17 protein-coding genes are annotated in these 15,745 nt (G+C 69.0%); 4 read left to right on the top strand and 13 right to left on the bottom strand.

Features of this window, described 5'->3' with window-relative positions; genetic code table 11:
- Positions 1 to 6: 6 nt before the first annotated feature.
- From AC1RN0_RS00975 to selD, 7 genes are all read right to left on the bottom strand, one after another.
- Complete coding sequence (locus AC1RN0_RS00975; protein WP_492785556.1) at positions 7 to 372, bottom strand: response regulator; 366 nt, start codon at positions 370 to 372, stop codon at positions 7 to 9.
- Positions 369 to 656 carry an STAS domain-containing protein gene (locus tag AC1RN0_RS00970; RefSeq protein WP_492785555.1) on the bottom strand — a complete coding sequence of 96 codons (288 nt, stop codon included), beginning with the start codon at positions 654 to 656 and terminating at the stop codon, positions 369 to 371. Before AC1RN0_RS00970 ends, AC1RN0_RS00975 begins: the two co-directional genes overlap by 4 nt.
- Positions 656 to 2,350 carry a globin-coupled sensor protein gene (locus AC1RN0_RS00965; protein ID WP_492785554.1) on the bottom strand — a complete coding sequence of 565 codons (1,695 nt, stop codon included), beginning with the start codon at positions 2,348 to 2,350 and terminating at the stop codon, positions 656 to 658. The genes AC1RN0_RS00970 and AC1RN0_RS00965 overlap by 1 nt, the downstream gene beginning before the upstream one ends.
- Before the next feature lie 389 nt (positions 2,351 to 2,739).
- Positions 2,740 to 3,234 carry a hypothetical protein gene (locus tag AC1RN0_RS00960; RefSeq protein ID WP_492785553.1) on the bottom strand — a complete coding sequence of 165 codons (495 nt, stop codon included), beginning with the start codon at positions 3,232 to 3,234 and terminating at the stop codon, positions 2,740 to 2,742.
- Positions 3,235 to 3,597: 363 nt separating this feature from the next.
- Positions 3,598 to 4,119, bottom strand: a complete 522-nt coding sequence (locus tag AC1RN0_RS00955; RefSeq protein WP_492785552.1) for a hypothetical protein — start codon at positions 4,117 to 4,119, stop codon at positions 3,598 to 3,600.
- A 277-nt stretch (positions 4,120 to 4,396) separates the two neighbouring features.
- Positions 4,397 to 6,226, bottom strand: coding sequence for a DUF885 domain-containing protein (locus AC1RN0_RS00950; protein ID WP_492785551.1), 1,830 nt, complete (start codon positions 6,224 to 6,226; stop codon positions 4,397 to 4,399).
- A gap of 76 nt (positions 6,227 to 6,302) precedes the next feature.
- Entirely contained in the window at positions 6,303 to 7,352 is a 1,050-nt protein-coding gene (selD, locus tag AC1RN0_RS00945; protein WP_492785550.1) for a selenide, water dikinase SelD, read from the bottom strand.
- A 93-nt stretch (positions 7,353 to 7,445) separates the two neighbouring features.
- Between selD and mnmH the strand changes: the two genes are divergently transcribed.
- Positions 7,446 to 8,519 carry a tRNA 2-selenouridine(34) synthase MnmH gene (mnmH, locus tag AC1RN0_RS00940; protein WP_492785549.1) on the top strand — a complete coding sequence of 358 codons (1,074 nt, stop codon included), beginning with the start codon at positions 7,446 to 7,448 and terminating at the stop codon, positions 8,517 to 8,519.
- Here mnmH and AC1RN0_RS00935 read toward each other — a convergent pair.
- The 3 genes from AC1RN0_RS00935 to AC1RN0_RS00925 all read right to left on the bottom strand — a co-directional run bounded on the left by AC1RN0_RS00935 (position 8,516) and on the right by AC1RN0_RS00925 (position 11,905).
- A complete protein-coding gene (locus AC1RN0_RS00935; protein ID WP_492785548.1) occupies positions 8,516 to 9,751 on the bottom strand; it encodes an acyl-CoA dehydrogenase family protein in 1,236 nt (411 codons plus the stop codon). The two genes, mnmH and AC1RN0_RS00935, sit on opposite strands and share 4 nt — an antisense overlap.
- Positions 9,752 to 9,787: 36 nt before the next feature.
- Complete coding sequence (locus tag AC1RN0_RS00930) at positions 9,788 to 10,594, bottom strand: SDR family oxidoreductase (protein WP_492785547.1); 807 nt, start codon at positions 10,592 to 10,594, stop codon at positions 9,788 to 9,790.
- Between the two features lie 162 nt (positions 10,595 to 10,756).
- A complete protein-coding gene (locus tag AC1RN0_RS00925; protein WP_492785546.1) occupies positions 10,757 to 11,905 on the bottom strand; it encodes a glutathione S-transferase family protein in 1,149 nt (382 codons plus the stop codon).
- A gap of 136 nt (positions 11,906 to 12,041) precedes the next feature.
- Between AC1RN0_RS00925 and AC1RN0_RS00920 the strand changes: the two genes are divergently transcribed.
- Complete coding sequence (locus AC1RN0_RS00920; protein ID WP_492785545.1) at positions 12,042 to 13,469, top strand: aldehyde dehydrogenase family protein; 1,428 nt, start codon at positions 12,042 to 12,044, stop codon at positions 13,467 to 13,469.
- Positions 13,469 to 14,218, top strand: a complete 750-nt coding sequence (locus AC1RN0_RS00915; RefSeq protein WP_492785544.1) for an enoyl-CoA hydratase/isomerase family protein — start codon at positions 13,469 to 13,471, stop codon at positions 14,216 to 14,218. Before AC1RN0_RS00920 ends, AC1RN0_RS00915 begins: the two co-directional genes overlap by 1 nt.
- A 2-nt stretch (positions 14,219 to 14,220) precedes the next feature.
- Here the strand turns inward: AC1RN0_RS00915 and AC1RN0_RS00910 are convergent, their stop codons facing one another.
- Positions 14,221 to 14,634, bottom strand: a complete 414-nt coding sequence (locus AC1RN0_RS00910) for a DUF1801 domain-containing protein (RefSeq protein WP_492785543.1) — start codon at positions 14,632 to 14,634, stop codon at positions 14,221 to 14,223.
- A gap of 62 nt (positions 14,635 to 14,696) precedes the next feature.
- Here AC1RN0_RS00910 and AC1RN0_RS00905 point away from each other — a divergent pair, with 62 nt between their 5' ends.
- A complete protein-coding gene (locus AC1RN0_RS00905) occupies positions 14,697 to 15,095 on the top strand; it encodes a DUF1801 domain-containing protein (RefSeq protein ID WP_492785542.1) in 399 nt (132 codons plus the stop codon).
- A 17-nt stretch (positions 15,096 to 15,112) separates the two neighbouring features.
- Here AC1RN0_RS00905 and AC1RN0_RS00900 read toward each other — a convergent pair whose 3' ends face one another.
- Together AC1RN0_RS00900 and AC1RN0_RS00895 are read right to left on the bottom strand one after the other, a co-directional pair.
- Positions 15,113 to 15,520 carry a DUF1801 domain-containing protein gene (locus tag AC1RN0_RS00900; RefSeq protein ID WP_492785541.1) on the bottom strand — a complete coding sequence of 136 codons (408 nt, stop codon included), beginning with the start codon at positions 15,518 to 15,520 and terminating at the stop codon, positions 15,113 to 15,115.
- Positions 15,517 to 15,735 (bottom strand): hypothetical protein, encoded by a 219-nt coding sequence (locus AC1RN0_RS00895; RefSeq protein ID WP_492785540.1) that lies wholly within the window; start codon positions 15,733 to 15,735, stop codon positions 15,517 to 15,519. Before AC1RN0_RS00895 ends, AC1RN0_RS00900 begins: the two co-directional genes overlap by 4 nt.
- Positions 15,736 to 15,745 lie beyond the last annotated feature (10 nt).

Raw genomic sequence — 15,745 nt, 5'->3', positions numbered from 1 at the left:
GGTCCCCTAGGCGGCGACGCGACGGATCGCGTGCACCAGTTTGTCGGGGCTGAACGGCTTGACGATCCAGCCGGTCGCTCCGGCCTCGCGGGCCCGCAGCTTCTTCTCCGGATCGCTTTCGGTGGTCAGCACCAGGATCGGCGTGCCCTTCCAGGCCGCGTCGCTGCGCACCGCCTCGATGAAGCCGAAGCCGTCGAGGTTGGGCATGTTGATGTCGGTGATGATGACGTCGGGCGTCTCGCCGGCCAGCACCTGCAGCCCGTCGACGCCGTCAATCGCCTCGATGACGCGGAACCCCGCCGTCACCAGCGCCAGGCGCAGCATGTCGCGCATGGTGCGGGAATCGTCGACCGTGAGGACCGTTTTCGTCATTGCGTGGCAGCTCCGTCGGCGGCCGTCAGGGCGACAGTCGCGCCCAGCTGCCTCAAGCCCTGTTCAAGGGCGGGTGAAGGGTCGGTGAGTTCGAAGGCGAAGGCGTCCTCGGTCCAGGTCCGCGCGCCGGCCAGCAGGACCTGCAGGCCCAGCGCGCCGAAGCGGGTGACCGCCGCGCCGTCCAGCGCCACCGGGCCGCCGCGGGCGGCCAGCAGCGCGGTCCGCAACGCCGCGGCCGAGGCGCCGTCAAGCTGTGGCGGCAGGGGGATGATCGTCGGGCCCATCAGAACTCCTCCCAGCCGTCGGTGTCGGCCTTGAGCGCCGCGGAGCCGCCGCTCGCCGGCGTCGACAGGAAGGCGTCCAGCCGCTGCCGCGCAGCCAGTACGGCCGGCTTGGGCGCCGACGCCGAGCTCATCGGCGCAACGACGGCGACCGGCGACGAACGGGGCGCCGGCGCGGGGGTCGGGGCCGGCCGTGAGGGCGCGACGTAGGTCGGGGCCAGAGCCTGCCGGCCGCCGTTGGCGTCGATCGTGAACTGCGCGATCAGCCGCGACAGTTCCGCGGTCTCGGACTTCAGCGAGTGCGTCGCGGCCGTGGCCTGCTCGACCATGGCGGCGTTCTGCTGGGTCACCTGGTCCATCTGGTTGACGGCCGTGTTGACCTCATTCAGCCCCGTGGCCTGTTCGGCGGAGGAGGCGGCGATTTCCGAGACGAGCGCATCGATCTCGCCGACACGCTCGACGATCCGGCCGAGCGCCTGGCCTGTTTCCCCGACCAGTTTGACCCCTTCGCCGACCTGGGTGGTGCTGGCCGAGATCAGCGCCTTGATCTCCTTGGCGGCCTCGGCCGAACGCTGGGCCAGGGCGCGGACTTCCTGGGCGACGACCGCGAAGCCGCGACCGGCGTCGCCGGCCCGGGCCGCCTCGACCCCGGCGTTGAGCGCCAGCAGGTTGGTCTGGAAGGCGATCTCGTCGATCACGCCGATGATCTGGGCGATCTGGTCGGACGACTTCTCGATCTGGCCCATGGCGGCGACGGCGTCGCGCACCACGACGCCGGAGTGTTCCGCCTCGCCGCGGGCCGTGGTCACCAGGTCCGACGCCAGCCGCGCGCCGTCGGCGGACTTGCGCACCGTAGCGGTCAGCTGGTCCAGCGCCGCCGCCGTCTGCTCGAGACTGGCGGCCTGCTGTTCGGTGCGCCGCGACAGGTCGTCCGACGCCTGCGCGATCTCATCGGTTCCGCTGCGAATGCCCTCGGTCGAACCCACCACCGCCTGCAGCGTCTGCTGCAGGAGGCTGACCGCGACATTGTAGTTGTCCTTGAGGGCCTGGAACTGGGGCGAGACGTCCTCGTCCAGGCGAGCCGTCATGTCGCCCGACGCCAGGGTCGCCACCGCGGCGCTCATCGCCACGACCAGACTGGCCTGCTCCCGCTCCGCCTTCAGCCGGATGGCCTCTTCTTCCTGGCGGCGGGCCTCAAGCGATTCGATGTAGATCGAAATGGCGAAATCCATGTCGACCAGCACGGCCTTGACCAGGCTGGCGACCAGATGTCCGGCCTCCTCGGCCGTGGTCTGCCTGCCCAGATGGAAGGCCTTGGGCCACACATCCTTGATGACCGCCTTGATCAGGTGTTCGCTGAGCAGCGCGTAGCCGCCGATATACCAACGGGGTTCGAGGCCGATCCGGGCATGCACCTGACCGATCGCGCGCACGCCGCTGACATAGGACTCGCCGTACTCCGCCGCGGCGATCTTGTCCCAGTGCTGCTGCTGCCGATCGGCGGCGCCCGAGATGTGACTCTCGCTGGAGAAGAACTTCCGCGTGTCCGGGAACTTGCGGACCTGGGCGTAGAAGGCCTCGAGCCCGGGCCGGATTTCCTTCTGGATCAGGGGTCGAAGCGTCCGCAACGCGTCGCGCGCCGCCGGATCCATCTTCACGAAGTCGAGTCGTTCGCTGAGTGCGTAGTCGTTTGCCATGTCGGCCCCTTCCCCGATCGCGTCGTGGATTTCCACGTTCACGCTCCAAATCGGCGGCCTAGGTTTATTGGCCCTGCTTCGCTGTGATGAAGCTAAGGCCACGTGTTCCAACGCCGGAAACCGATCCGATGGCCTGTTTTGGGACAATCATTTGCAAACAATACTTACCGCCCGCCACAGCCTGTGCAGGTTGTACTCAATGTGAGGCGTGGCGACATGACGCGTCCTGGCGCCCCGCCCGACCCTGATTCCGATGCGCGACTACCGCCTCGTTCCGGGGTTCCCGGGACGACCGGAGACGGTCCATGGCCGGACCGTGTTTCGCCGGGGACCGACGCCTCAGGGCGCGGCGTTGGGTCGGGACGACGGGGATCGATCGGGAGTCCGGCCTATGCCGGGGCGGCACGCTCACGGCCGATGCTGTCCAGCGCGGCCAGAAGCTGATCTAGATTTTCAAGGTTCCTGGCGACCATCGCCTCCCCGGCGTCGCTGGCCAGCACGGACCGGGGGATCACCAGTCCGCCCCGCCCGCCGAAGCGGATGCACTGGCCCCGCTCGATCAGCTTCGTGACGTGCCGCCGCGTGGTTTCGTAGGACAGTCCCAGGATGCGCGACAGGACATAGACGCTGACCGGCAGCCGCATCTCGTCCGGCGGCAGCTCATGTCCGGACGAGAAGGCCGACGGATTGACGTCCATCTTGCGGATCATCCGCGTGTTCTCGTTGACGATCGCCAGGAAGATGACCCCCGTCAGCAGGTCGCCTTGCCAGGTTTCCGAGACCAGCTGGACCCAGCGCAGGAAATAGTCGCGCGACGCCCGGGTCCGGGCGAGACGAACCGCCTGCCGGGCGTCCGGGGCGGCAAGCGGGACGAGCGTGGTCATCGACGTCACTCCCTAGTACGGGGCCATTCGGCCCATCGTCGCCACCCCCGGGCCAGATCCCGTCGGTGACGCTTACGCCTGGGTGGGGGCACACGCCGAATGCCCCCGGAACTTGCACAACGCTCTTGGCGGCGCTGACGGAAATTCAGGTCATGGGGGAATCGTGCCCGCGCGGGCCGAAGGCCCGCAAGCCGCCGTTCGGGGGCAGTGCGCCCATCGTGGGTATAACCAAGGGTCTATGTCGCCCCGATACTCAGTATGGGTGACGAATTTCGCGGAATAGTCAGGGTACGGACGATTGGCGCGCACCGGCGCCGGCCGTGGACTCGCCAAGGCGAACGGGAATCGCGTCGTCGACCCGGACTACTGGACGGTGAACTGGTTCACCATGCCGACGAACTTCATGATGTGGGCGTAGTGGCGAGAAGACAGGGCCGCCATGCGTGGCGTGCTCAGCACGCTGCTGGGGGCGATGATCCCGCCGGGCACCTTGACGCACAGCCCTTCCTCGATGAGCCGCGCCACATAGCGCCGGGTCGTCTCGTAAGGCATGCCCAGACCCTTCGCGAGGGCGTAGACGCTGACCGGTTGACGCATCTCGTCCGGCGGCGTGCCTTCGGCCGTCGCGAAGGCGTGGGAGCTGTTATCCATACGCCGGATGATCTCGGTGTTGGCGTGGACGATGCTGATGAACAGGATGCTCTTGATGATGTCGCCGCCGGTCACCTCCGACAGCAGCTTCACCAGCTGGACGAAATAGCCTTGTGAGGCGCGGATCGCGGCGTCGCGTCCGGGCGCGAGCGAAGTCGGATTCGGGGGGGTAGAAATGGCGAGACCCTGGGGCAAACGCTGACGCTTTCCTGCTGTGCCGTCAAAGAAATCCATCGGCTATGCTTAATACCTATCCGGCTAATACATTTGGACTTTGATTTGTCGCAAAACGGGATGGGTAATGGATACTCAACTTGAGACTGCGGCAGAATGACGCGAATACAGAAGGTTACCCGTCAGTTCGCACGGCTTCCTTCCCCAATTGGGGGGGATGGGGTGGCGCGAACGGACCCGAACACGCGGCCACGGCCACCCCCGCCGCCGGCGGAGGGCCGTGTCGCCGTCAATGGATGGGCCGTCGGTTCCGACGATGAGTAGAGGGAAGGCCTGATCAGGCCCGCTGGGTCGTGATGTAGCGGTCGATCACCGAGGCCAGCACGCTGATCGGCACGCCGCCGGTCCCGACCACCGCGTCGTTGAAGTCGCGGATATCGAACTTCGCGCCCAGCGCCGCCCTGGCCGTCTCGCGAAGGCGCACGATCTCGGTGTGGCCGACCTTGTAGCCGCAGGCCTGGCCAGGGCTGGCGCAGTAGCGATCGACCTCGCTGGTGACGGCCCCGTTCGACCGGCCCGTGGCCCCGGTCATCCAGGCGATGGCCTTTTCACGGCTCCAGCGCTTGGAATGAAGGCCCGTATCGACCACGAGGCGCGCCGCCCGGAAGCGCTGCGCCTGCAGGTAGCCCAGCCGCCCCATGGGATCGTCGGCGTACATGCCGACCTCGTCGGCCATCTGTTCCGCATACAGCGCCCAGCCCTCCACGAAGGCGTTGAAGCCCATCAGGGACGCGATGGCCGGCACCCGGTCGCGCCGCTCGGCCAGATAGGCGCCTTGCCAGGCATGGCCGGGAATCGCCTCGTGCATGGTCAGGCTGCACAGGGTGTAGCGCGGCCAGTTCCCGGTATCCTGCAGGTTGACGTAGTAGATCGCCGGCCGGGAACCATCGAGGGCCGCGAAGTTCATGTAGCCGAGCGCGGCCCCGGCCTCGATCTCCTTCGGCACCGGCCGCACCTCGACCTCGGCCTTCAGGCCCAGCTTCGACAGCTTGGCCATCTGCGGCCGGATCGCCGCGATGCGGCCGTTCAGATAGGCGATCAGCTCGGCCTTGCCGGCTTCTGTGTTGGGGTAGAGGAACTGCGGGTCGCGGGTCAGGGCGCTCATACGCTCGCCGACCGTGCCCTGGGAGAAGCCCTGCGACTTGAGCAGCGCGTCCATCTGGGCGTCGATCGCCGCGCCCTGCTCGAGACCCATCTGGTGGATGTCGTCGGCGCTGCGCTCGGTGGTCGTGCCGAGGCGCAGGGCCCAGGCGTAGTAGGCCTCGCCGTCCGGCAGTCGCCAGACACCGCCGTCCGGACCGGCCTTGGCCTGCAGCGCCGTCAGGGCGGCGATCTGGCCGTCGAGCGCGGGGAAGATCTTCTGGTCGACGATCGCCGTGGCCTGGCCCGCGTAGTCGCCGGCGATGCCCCTGGCCTTCGCCCGTTCGACCAGAGAGCCGACCAGACGGGTGTCCGCGGCCTTGACCGCGCGCATGCCCTTCAGCTGCCCGATCGCGTTGGCGAGGATGAAGTCCGGCGGCGAGACGCCGGCCGCCGCGTCGGCCTGGATGCGCGCCGTCTCCTGCCCGATGACCGTGGCCAGGGCCTCGAGCCGCGCGACATAGGCGTCGGCGTCCGGCTTCGTGGCGATCATGTGCTGGGAGTTGAGAAACTCCGGCGTGGTCAGCGCCGCGCCGTTCTGCTGGCTGACGATGTAGGGGTTGGCGTAGTCGAGGCCGTAGCTGAACTTGCCGCCCTCGGCGCCGAGGCCCTGGGCGTAGTCGACAGTGTCGTAGATGGTCACGTCGGATGGCGACAGGGTCGCGCGGTCGATGGCCCTAAGCCGCGTGCGGCGGCTCTCGAAGGCCGCGACGGCCGCCTTGCGGTCAGCGGCGGACGCGCCGCTAAGACGGCTCTTGAGGCCGGCGTTCGCCCCGTTGTCGAGGCCCAGCGACGTCGCCGTCTCCGGCGAGTCGACCAGCATTTCCTGCACGAACACGTCGAGCAGCGCGGCCATCCTGGCATTGGCCACGGGACCGGCGGGCGCGGCCCAGGTCAGCCCCGGCGCGGCGACGGCGACACCGGCGGCCGCGGCCCCGAACAGAAGTTGGCGACGATCGACGGCCATGACGGATACTCGCGAAAGACGAAAAGGAGGGGCGGACCTTATCCCCCTGCCGGCCACACGCAAGCCGACGCTCCGGTCAGCCCGCCGCGACCCGCACCTCCGGCGCGCCCTCGACCAGCCGGCCGACGATGCGCGAGGCCGCGAAGCCGGCGGCTGTCACATGCTTCAGCACGGCGTCCGCCTGGTCCGGGGCCACGGCGATCAGCAGGCCGCCGCTGGTCTGGGGATCGCAGAGGATGTCGCGCCGCCAGTCGGCGAAGCCGTCCGGCAACCGCACGGCCTCACCAAAGCTGGCCCAGTTGCGCGTCGAGGCGCCCGTGCGGACGCCGCCGCTGGCCAGGGCCTCGACGCCGGTCAGCAGCGCCGGGGCGTCGGGGTCGACCTCCGCCGCTAGGCCCGCGCCGCGGCACATTTCCAGCAGATGGCCGAGCAGGCCGAAGCCGGTGACGTCGGTCACTGCGTGCACCCCCGGCACATCGCCCAGGCCCGCGCCCACGGTGTTCAGCTGGGTGGTCGAGGCGATCATCGCGTCGTAGCCGCCCGCCGGCATCTTCTCCTGCTTGAAGGCGGCGCTGAGAATGCCGACGCCGAGCGCCTTGGTCAGGATCAGCACGTCCCCGGCCCGCGCGCCGCGGTTGGTCAGCACCCTGTCCGGATGCACCAGGCCCAGGGCCACCAGACCGTAGATCGGCTCGACGCCGTCGATTGAATGGCCGCCGGCGATCGGCACGCCCGCCGCCGCGCAGACCGAGGCCCCGCCGGCGAGGATCTGCTGGATCGTCTCGACCGGCAGCCGGTCGACCGGCATGCCCACCAGCGCCAGGGCGAAGATCGGCGTCGCGCCCATGGCGTAGACGTCGGACAGGGCGTTGGTCGCGGCGATGCGGCCGAAGTCGAACGGGTCATCAACCACCGGCATGAAGAAGTCCGTCGTCGCCACCAGCGCCTGCTGGTCGTTGAGCCGCCAGACGGCCGCGTCGTCCGAGGTTTCGGTCCCGACCATCAGGTTGGGGAACACCGCCGCCGCGGGGGTTTTGGCGAGAATCTCGCGCAGCACCGCCGGCGCCAGCTTGCAGCCACAGCCGCCGCCATGGGCCAGGGACGTCAGTCTTACGGGATCGGACACGGGCAATTCTCCAGGGCGCGGGGCCGCTACATATTGAATGACGGGCGCGAAGTCCCCTACAGCGGACGGACCACGGGCGGGAACGGGTACTTCATGTCGCGCATCCAGCTGCTGCAGACCGCCGACTCCGCGACGCTCGCGACCTTCGAGACGATCATCGACGTGCGCAGTCCGGGCGAGTTCGCGCTCGACCACATCCCTGGCGCCATCAACCTGCCGGTGTTGACCGACGCGGAGCGGGCCGAGGTCGGGACGATCTACGTCCAGGAGTCGCGCCTGCGGGCCAACCGCATCGGCGCGGCCCATGTCGCCCGCAACATCGCCCGTTACCTCGAGAACGAGCTCGCCGACCGGCCGCAGACCTTCGCGCCGCTGGTCTACTGCTGGCGCGGCGGGTCGCGATCGGAGTCGATGGCCACCATCCTGTCGCGCGTCGGCTGGCGGACCAGCCTGTTGCAGGGCGGCTACAAGACCTATCGCCGGCAGGTTCAGGCGCGGCTCTACGACGAGACCTGGCCGCTGAACCTCGTGCTGCTCGACGGCGATACGGGCACCGGCAAGACCGAAATCCTGACCGCGCTGGCGGCGCGCGGCGTGCAGACCCTCGACCTGGAAGGCATGGCCGGCCATCGCGGCTCGCTGTTCGGCGGGCTGCCAGGCCGGCCGCAACCGAACCAGAAGGGCTTCGAGTCGACCCTGCTGCAGGCCATGCAAGCGCTCGATCCGACGCGGCTGACGGTCGTCGAGGCCGAGTCGAGCCGCATCGGCGACCTGATGGTCCCGCCGGCGCTCTGGGCGCGGATGCTGGCCGCGCCCCGCATCGAGGTGACCGCCCCGCGCGACGAACGGGCCCGCTATCTGGTGCGCGCCTACAGCGACATCGTCGCCAATCACGATCTGATCGAGGCGGTGCTGGCCCGGCTGCCGGTGCATCCCAGCCAGAAGCGGCTCGAAGGCTGGCGCGCCCTGCTGGCGGCCGGCGACTACGCGGCCCTGGCCGAGGCGCTGATGGAGTTGCACTACGACCCCGCCTACCTGCGCGGCCGCCGCAAGGACGGCCGCGCGGCGACGGGGGTCATCGCGCTGGATAGCCTGGACGGGCCGAGCCTGGACCGGGCGGCGGACGAGATCGCCCGACAGGTCCAGGCCCTGACCTCCGAAGGCTAGAGCAGGTCCCCGCCGCAGGCGCCGGCGGTGGTGCCCGTCGCCTGGAAAGCCTTGATGATGTTGCGGCCGGTGGTCCAGCGGTGGACCTCGTCGGGCCCGTCGACCAGCCGCTGGCTGCGGATGTGGGTGTACCAGCGGGCGAGCGGCGTATCGGTCGAATAGCCGAGCGCGCCGTGCAGCTGGATCGCCGTATCGACCACCCGGTGGACCATGTTGGCCAGGTAGACCTTGGCGATGCCGTTCTCCTGGCGCAGGTCCATGCCCTTTTCCGCCTTGTAGGCGATGTGCAGCAGCATCAGCCGGGCGATGTAGATGTCCTGCGCACAGTCGGCGAGCATGAACTGGACGCCCTGGCGCTCGCTGAGCTTCTTGCCGAAGGTCTCGCGGCTGGTGACGTGAGCCACGGCCAGGTCGAGCGCCCGCTGGGCCATCGAGACGTTGTGCATGCCGTGGCGCAGGCGGCCGTAGGCCAGGCGGTGCTGGCCCATGTTGAAGCCGTTGCCCTCGCCGCCGAGCAGGTTCTCGGCCGGAACAACCAGATCCTTGATCTCGACCTCGGAGTGGCCGCCGCCGAGCACGTGCGACAGCGGGCCTTCGGCGGCCATCGTCTCGATGTCGCGCACGATGCGGTAGCCGGGGTTGGGCAGCTCGACGATGAAGGTCGAGAACTGCTGGTGACGCGGCGCGTCCGGATCGGTCTTGGCCATCACCAGGGCGATGTCGGCGACGCTGGCGGCCGAGGAGAACCACTTCTCGCCGTTGAGGATGTAGTTCTCGTTGCCGTCCTTGACCGCGCGCGTCTGCATGCCCGTAGCGTCGGCGCCGGCGGCCTTTTCGGTCATCGAGTAGCAGATGCGCTTCTCGCCGTTCAGCAGCGGCTTGAGGAACTTTTCCTTCTGGTAGTCGGTGCCGTACGCCAGCAGCGTCATCATGGTGGCGTCGTCGGGACCCTGGGTGTTCATCGACAGGGCGCCGAGATAGCTCTCACCGAGCTCCATCTGCACCAGGGCGTTGGCCAGCGGGCCGAGACCCATGCCGCCATGCTCCTTGGGGATGAAGGGGCACCACAGGCCCTGGGCGCGGGCCTTGGTCCGCAGCTCGGCGAGGATGGTCTTGTAGTCGCCGCCGGCGATCAGCGCCTTTTCAGCCGGCCGGCACTCGTCGTTGACCCACTGGCGCACCCGCTCGCGGATCGCCTTGGCTTCCGGCGGAATCTCGAAGTCGATGGACATGTCTGATCTCCCTGAATGTTCTGTTTTTTTATTGACTTAGGCGTAGGACGCCGCGCCGAAATTGCCCAGCGCGTCACCCGCGCCGTCGCCGCAGCCCGAGCCGCCGTCGACCGGGATGATCGCGCCGTTGACGTAGGCGGCCGCGGGCGAGCTGAGGAACAGCGCCATGTTTCCGATCTCGTCCTTGGTCCCGTAACGGCGCATCGGCACCCGGCCCTTCACGCGGGCCTCGGCTTCCGGCGTCGGCGCCAGGCGCGCCATGCCCTCGGTGTCGGCGATCGGGCCCGGCGAGATGGCGTTGACTCGCACCCCGGCGGGACCCCACTCCAGCGCCAGGCACTGGGTCAGCATGTTGATGCCCGCCTTGGCGGCGCAGACGTGGGCCTGGAACATCGAGGCGCGCGTGGCCTGGCCGGCGGTGATCGAGATCAGCGAGGCGCCCGGCTTGCGCAGGAACTCGAACGAGGCCCGCAGCACGTTGAAGGTGCCGATCAGGTCGATGTCGACGACCGTCTTGAAGCCGTTGGCCGACATGCCCAGCGCCGGGGCGACGAAGTTGCCTGCCGCGCCGGAGATGACCGTGTCGATGTCGCCGAACTTCTCGTGCGTGGCGCGCAGCGCGGCCTCGACGGCGGCGTAGTCGCGCACATCGGCGGCGATGCCGAGGGCCCGGCCGCCGTTGATCTCGCCGATCTCGGCCGCGGCGGCGGCGATCTTCTCCGGACTGCGGCTGATCAGGGCGACATTGGCCCCTTCGGCGGCGAAGCAGCGGGCGATGCCCAGATTGATGCCGCTCGATCCCCCGGCGACGAACAGCGTCTTGCCGGCCTGACTCGTACCCATGCGTCTTCTCCCTTGGTTGCCCCGATGATGGAGGGGCGCCCTATGGGAAGACAAGCGCGAGGGCCGCAAGACTGTCGGACGGGACGGATTCGCCCTTCCGGGGCCCGGGTGTCCCGGCGAAGGGCCGGGACCCGGTTGCGGGACGAGTCCTCGCCGATCAGATCAACGGACCGGTCCCCAGACCTCGAGCTGGTCGATGCGCTCGACGCGGCGCGTGGTGCGAAGGGTGACGAGGTCGCCCAGACCGGTTTCCGACAACAATGCATTTAATGCAGCATCGTCGACATGGGCGTCGGCCGCGTCCTGGACTTTCTGCAACAGCCACAGGCGGTAGGGCATGACGCCGACGGAGATCTCGACGCCGCGCCAGTCGAACGTCGCCCGGCCGATGACCCGCTCGCTGGTCCGCGCCAGGCCGCTGGTCCCGGCCTCCAGATCGGGCCGCTCGGCCAGCCAGCCGTTGCTGAAGTCCACGTAGGCCCGCACTTCCGGCAGGTAGTCCTCGGCGATGAAGCGCAGCAGCGCCTTCAGCGTGTCGGGTACGCCGTCGTCGGCGAACAGCTCCGGCGCCGGATAGCCGTACTCGCCGGAATCAAGGTCGGCGGCGTTCATCCGCTCGACCCAGCGCCAGACGCGGTGGGCCTTCCGCTTCATCAGGTCGGCCGGATACGGGTCGCGACCCAGGTGGGCGTAGAGCGGCGCGATCAGGCCGTAGTCGCCGATCGTGGGCCGCCCGCCGAGCAGGTAGGGCGAGTGCGCCAGATGCGCGTCGAACAGGGCGAGGAATTCCTCGTACGACGCCTCGACCAGCGGGATGGAGGCCTCCGAGACGCCGAAGCTGCTCATCGCCTTGCGCATGCGCTGCGCCGCGAACTGGAACACCGCCGCGCCCTCGGACGGATCTGCGCCGGGCGTCGCCAGGCCGGCGGCGAAATCGAGGCCGACGAACGGCTGGTTCACCGCGTCGAAGTTCCAGCGGTAGTGCATCGCCGGCCGCAGCAGACCCTCCCCGCCGAACAGCTCGAAGATCTGGCCGATCAGGCGATGGCGCGGCGTGGTCGGGAAGGTCGGCCAACGGGCCAGGCCATCGGCCTCCAGCCGCTCGATGATCGCCGAGCCGTCCTGCAGCAGTTCGCCGTCGGCGGTCTCCACCACCGGGATGATCCAGCGGCCGATCTTCGGCACGATCTCCTCGCGGAAGCGCGGCTCGCCCGCCGCGCGGTTCTCGAACGCCGCGCCGTTCTTGATCAGCCAGGACCGGGCCTTGGCCGTGTAGAGCGACCCGGGCGTGCCGTAGAGTTTGAAGGTCATCGCCGAAGCTCCCCGCGAAACATCGAATGTATCTGCATTGGCAATGCCAATTGATCAAGGGCGCCGGGCGCGCTCGGCGCTTGGCTGACCGAGCGTCACGGAGTCATTGTGCCGCCAAAGAACAAGGGAGCGAGCCATGTCCAGCGAGACAACCACCTACACCATGACCATCGGCGGCAAGGCCGTCGCCGGCGCCGGCCGGTTCGACGTGCTGAACCCGGCCAACGAACAGGTCATCGGCCAGGCGCCGGACTGCTCGCGCGAACAACTCGACCAGGCCGTGGCCGCCGCCCGCGCCGCTTTCCCGGCCTGGCGCGCCACGCCGATCGCCAAACGCCGCGAAGCCCTGCTGGCCATCGCCGGAACGCTGGCCGGCAACGTCGAGGAGCTCAAGCGCCTGCTGACGGCCGAACAGGGCAAGCCGCACGCCGACGCCATGGGCGACATCCTCGGCGGCGCCTACTGGTGCCAGGCGACCTCCAGCCTCGACCTGCCGGTGACGGTGGTCGAGGACACCGACGAGCGCCGCGGCGAGACCCGCCATGTGCCGATCGGCGTCGTCGGCGCCATCGCGCCGTGGAACTTCCCGATCATCCTGGCGATGTTCAAGGTCGCCCCTGCCCTGCTGGCCGGCAACACGGTAATCCTCAAGCCCTCGCCGTTCACGCCGCTGACCACCCTGCGCATCGGCGAGCTGCTGCGCGGCGTGCTGCCGGACGGCGTGCTGAACATCGTCACCGGCGGCGACGACCTGGGCCCGTGGATCACCAGCCACCCGGGCATCGACAAGGTCAGCTTCACCGGCTCGACCCAGACCGGCCGCAAGGTCATGCAGTCGGCCGCCGCGACCCTGAAGCGCATCACGCTCGAGCTGGGCGGCAACGACGCGGCCATCGTCATGCCCGACGTCGACGTCGAGAAGGTCGCCGAGCAGCTGTTCTGGGCCGCCTTCAAGAACACCGGCCAGATCTGCATCGCGACCAAGCGGATGTATGTGCACAAGGACGTCTACGAGCCGCTCAAGGACGCCCTCGTCGCCTATGCGAAGACCGTGAAGATGGGCGACGGCGCCGACCAGGGCACCCAGATGGGTCCGATCCAGAACAAGCTGCAGTACCAGCGCGTGCTCGACCTGATCGAGGACGCCAGGGCCAACGGCTACAAGTTCCTCATCGGCGGCGAAAAGTCCGAGGCGCCCGGCTACTTCGTGCCGGTGACGATCATCGACAATCCGCCGGAGAATTCGCGCATCGTCCAGGAAGAACAGTTCGGCCCGGTGCTGCCGCTGCTGAAGTGGGACGACCTGGACGACGTGGTCGGCAAGGCCAACGCCACCGAATACGGCCTCGGCGGCTCGATCTGGTCCTCGGACGAACAGAAGGCGCTCGACATCGCCGAACGCCTGGCCACCGGCACCGTCTGGATCAACGAGAGCCAGCACCTGTCGCCGCTTGCGGCCTTCGGCGGCCAGAAGCAGTCGGGCCTCGGCGTCGAGGGCGCGCTGGAAGGCCTGCTCGAATACACCAACACCCAGACGGTGTTCCTGAAGAAGGCGGCCGCCTGATGAGCGAGCTGGTCCTGCGCGAGGATCGCGGCGCCGCCGCGATCCTGACCCTCAACCGGCCGGACAAGCTCAACTCGCTCAATGTGCCGGTGTTCGAGGCGCTGGAGGGCCACGTCGCGGCGCTGGAGGACGATCCCGGTTCGGCGTCGGTGGTCGTCATCCGCGGCGCGGGCCGCTGCTTCTCGGCCGGCCATGACCTCGGCGACATCGCCACTGGCGAGAAACTGCCCCGGCCCAACTACCAGTCCCATGTCATCGAGCGGCTGGCCAACCTGCCGATGCCGGTGATCAGCGCCGTCCATGGCCACTGCTACACGGGCGCGCTGGAGCTGGCCCTGGCCGGCGACATCATCCTGGCCGCCGAGAGCGCCAAGTTCGCCGACACCCACGCCCGCTGGGCGCTGACGCCGGTCTGGGGCCTGAGCCAGCGCCTGCCGCGCCGGGTCGGAACCTACAAGGCGCGGGAGATGATGTTCACCTGCCGCACCTATTCCGGCCGCGAGGCCGAGGCCATGGGCCTGGCCAACGCCTGTGTCGCCGACCAGGACTTCGAGGCGGCCATCGACGCCTGGGTCGCCGAGATCGCCGCCAACTCGCCGTTCAGCCATGCGGCCAACAAGCGGCTGGTGACCGAGACGGACGGCCTGCCGATCGCGTCCGGCCTGGCGCACGAGGTCTATCACGGCGAGGGCGTCGGTCCGGACATGCGCGACCGCATCGCGGCCTTCGCGGCCCGGGCGAAGAAGTAGCCTCAGCCCTTCTTCGGCTTGTTCTTTTTCGAGGCGTTCAGGGCCACCGCCGCGCGGACCAGGGCCTTGAACGCGGTCGCGTCGAGCGTCTCGCCCTCATGGATGTCGACGGCCCGGCGCAGGTTGCCCTCGAGGCTGGCGTTGAACAGGTCCGTCGGGTCGGGCAGCGACGCGCCCTTGGCGAAGGTCAGCTTCACGGCCGCCTTGTAGGTCTCGCCCGTGGTCAGAATGCCATTGTGCTCCCACACCGGCACCCGGCCCCATTTGACCGTCTCGACCACATCGGGCACGGCCTCGTGGATCAGGGCGCGAACATGCGCCAGCGCCTTGCCGCGCCAGTCGCCCAGCGCCGCGATCTTCGCGTCGATCTGCTCGGACTCCGTACCTTCGGCGGGGGTGTCGTCGCTCGTCTTCATGGCGTCTTCCTCTACGGGGCGGATGGCTCGACGCGGCCGGGCGCGGCGGGCATCATCGCCGGATGGACGATCTACTGCGGTTCAACGGCGCGGTCCCGGACGATCCGGAGGTCGAGGCCTGGTTCTTCGGCGCGACGGACCCGCTTCGCCTGATGGTGCGCCCCTGGTTTGAACGCCTGAAGGGCTGCGGCGATGACGTGCTGGAACTCCGCGCCGACGGCTGTCCCGTCGCCTGCGTCGGCGATGCGCCGTTCGGCTACGTCAACGCCTTCAAGGCCCATGCGGCGGTCGGCTTCTTCCAGGGCGCGGCGCTGCCCGACCCCGCCGGCCTGCTCGAAGGGTCCGGCAAACACATGCGGCACGTGAAGCTGCGGCCCGGCGTTCCGGTGGACGAGCCGGCGCTCACGGCGCTGATCTCGGCCGCCTACGCGGACATCCGCCGACGTCTTTCCGCCCGATAGGCCCGCCCGTCGGCCCGTCACATCCGTTCCCCCGGAAGCCGGCTCGCCTGCCGGATCCAGTCCGCCAGCCGCGCGTCATCGAGCGCCTCGCCCTCGTGGATATCGAGATAGCGGACGTCCTTCTGTCGCGACGTTCCAGGCGGGACCGGCGTGAGCGCGGCGCCGCGGAAGAAGGTCACCTTCACGTAGCGGGTGAAGCAGTGAAAGCTGAGAAACCAGCCCTGCCCCTCCATGCCGTAGAGGGGCGAATTCCACTTCACCGCCTTCCGCACCCCGGGGACGGTCGCCTCAACGAGCGCGTCGAGACGTTCGCCCACCGCCCGCTTCCAGCCGGGCATCGCGGCGATGTAGGCCTGCACCGGCCCGTCGCCCTCGCCCTTCGGGATCTGCGGATTGCCGCCGGACAGGAGCCTCGGCCCGGTCACCGGCCCGGGCCATTCCGCCGCCACGCCACGGCGTAGGGCAGCACGAAGAGGTAGAGCCCCGTCGCCAGCAGCAGGATCAGCGGGACCAGCGCGAACAGTCCGAGCCAGGCCGGCGGCGTCCCCCTGGTCATGGCGATGATGTAGGTGACCACGCCGGCGGTGAAGGCGATGGAGATCCAGCGGTGCGCCTGGCGGATCAGGGTGTTCGCGGTCATCAGCGTCTCC

The organism is Caulobacter sp. GW821-FHT12F03 (assembly GCF_058806855.1).
This window is presented reverse-complemented; position numbering and strand designations above follow the sequence as displayed.

Excerpts from the sequence above, each read along its gene's own strand:
- AC1RN0_RS00975 (WP_492785556.1), bottom strand. The coding sequence starts at position 372 with ATGACGAAAACGGTCCTCACGGTCGACGATTCCCGCACCATGCGCGAC.
- AC1RN0_RS00970 (WP_492785555.1), bottom strand. The coding sequence starts at position 656 with ATGGGCCCGACGATCATCCCCCTGCCGCCACAGCTTGACGGCGCCTCG.
- AC1RN0_RS00965 (WP_492785554.1), bottom strand. The coding sequence starts at position 2,350 with ATGGCAAACGACTACGCACTCAGCGAACGACTCGACTTCGTGAAGATG.
- AC1RN0_RS00960 (WP_492785553.1), bottom strand. The coding sequence starts at position 3,234 with ATGACCACGCTCGTCCCGCTTGCCGCCCCGGACGCCCGGCAGGCGGTT.
- AC1RN0_RS00955 (WP_492785552.1), bottom strand. The coding sequence starts at position 4,119 with ATGGATTTCTTTGACGGCACAGCAGGAAAGCGTCAGCGTTTGCCCCAG.
- AC1RN0_RS00950 (WP_492785551.1), bottom strand. The coding sequence starts at position 6,226 with ATGGCCGTCGATCGTCGCCAACTTCTGTTCGGGGCCGCGGCCGCCGGT.
- mnmH (WP_492785549.1), top strand. The coding sequence starts at position 7,446 with ATGTCGCGCATCCAGCTGCTGCAGACCGCCGACTCCGCGACGCTCGCG.
- AC1RN0_RS00935 (WP_492785548.1), bottom strand. The coding sequence starts at position 9,751 with ATGTCCATCGACTTCGAGATTCCGCCGGAAGCCAAGGCGATCCGCGAG.
- AC1RN0_RS00930 (WP_492785547.1), bottom strand. The coding sequence starts at position 10,594 with ATGGGTACGAGTCAGGCCGGCAAGACGCTGTTCGTCGCCGGGGGATCG.
- AC1RN0_RS00925 (WP_492785546.1), bottom strand. The coding sequence starts at position 11,905 with ATGACCTTCAAACTCTACGGCACGCCCGGGTCGCTCTACACGGCCAAG.
- AC1RN0_RS00920 (WP_492785545.1), top strand. The coding sequence starts at position 12,042 with ATGTCCAGCGAGACAACCACCTACACCATGACCATCGGCGGCAAGGCC.
- AC1RN0_RS00915 (WP_492785544.1), top strand. The coding sequence starts at position 13,469 with ATGAGCGAGCTGGTCCTGCGCGAGGATCGCGGCGCCGCCGCGATCCTG.
- AC1RN0_RS00910 (WP_492785543.1), bottom strand. The coding sequence starts at position 14,634 with ATGAAGACGAGCGACGACACCCCCGCCGAAGGTACGGAGTCCGAGCAG.
- AC1RN0_RS00905 (WP_492785542.1), top strand. The coding sequence starts at position 14,697 with ATGGACGATCTACTGCGGTTCAACGGCGCGGTCCCGGACGATCCGGAG.
- AC1RN0_RS00895 (WP_492785540.1), bottom strand. The coding sequence starts at position 15,735 with ATGACCGCGAACACCCTGATCCGCCAGGCGCACCGCTGGATCTCCATC.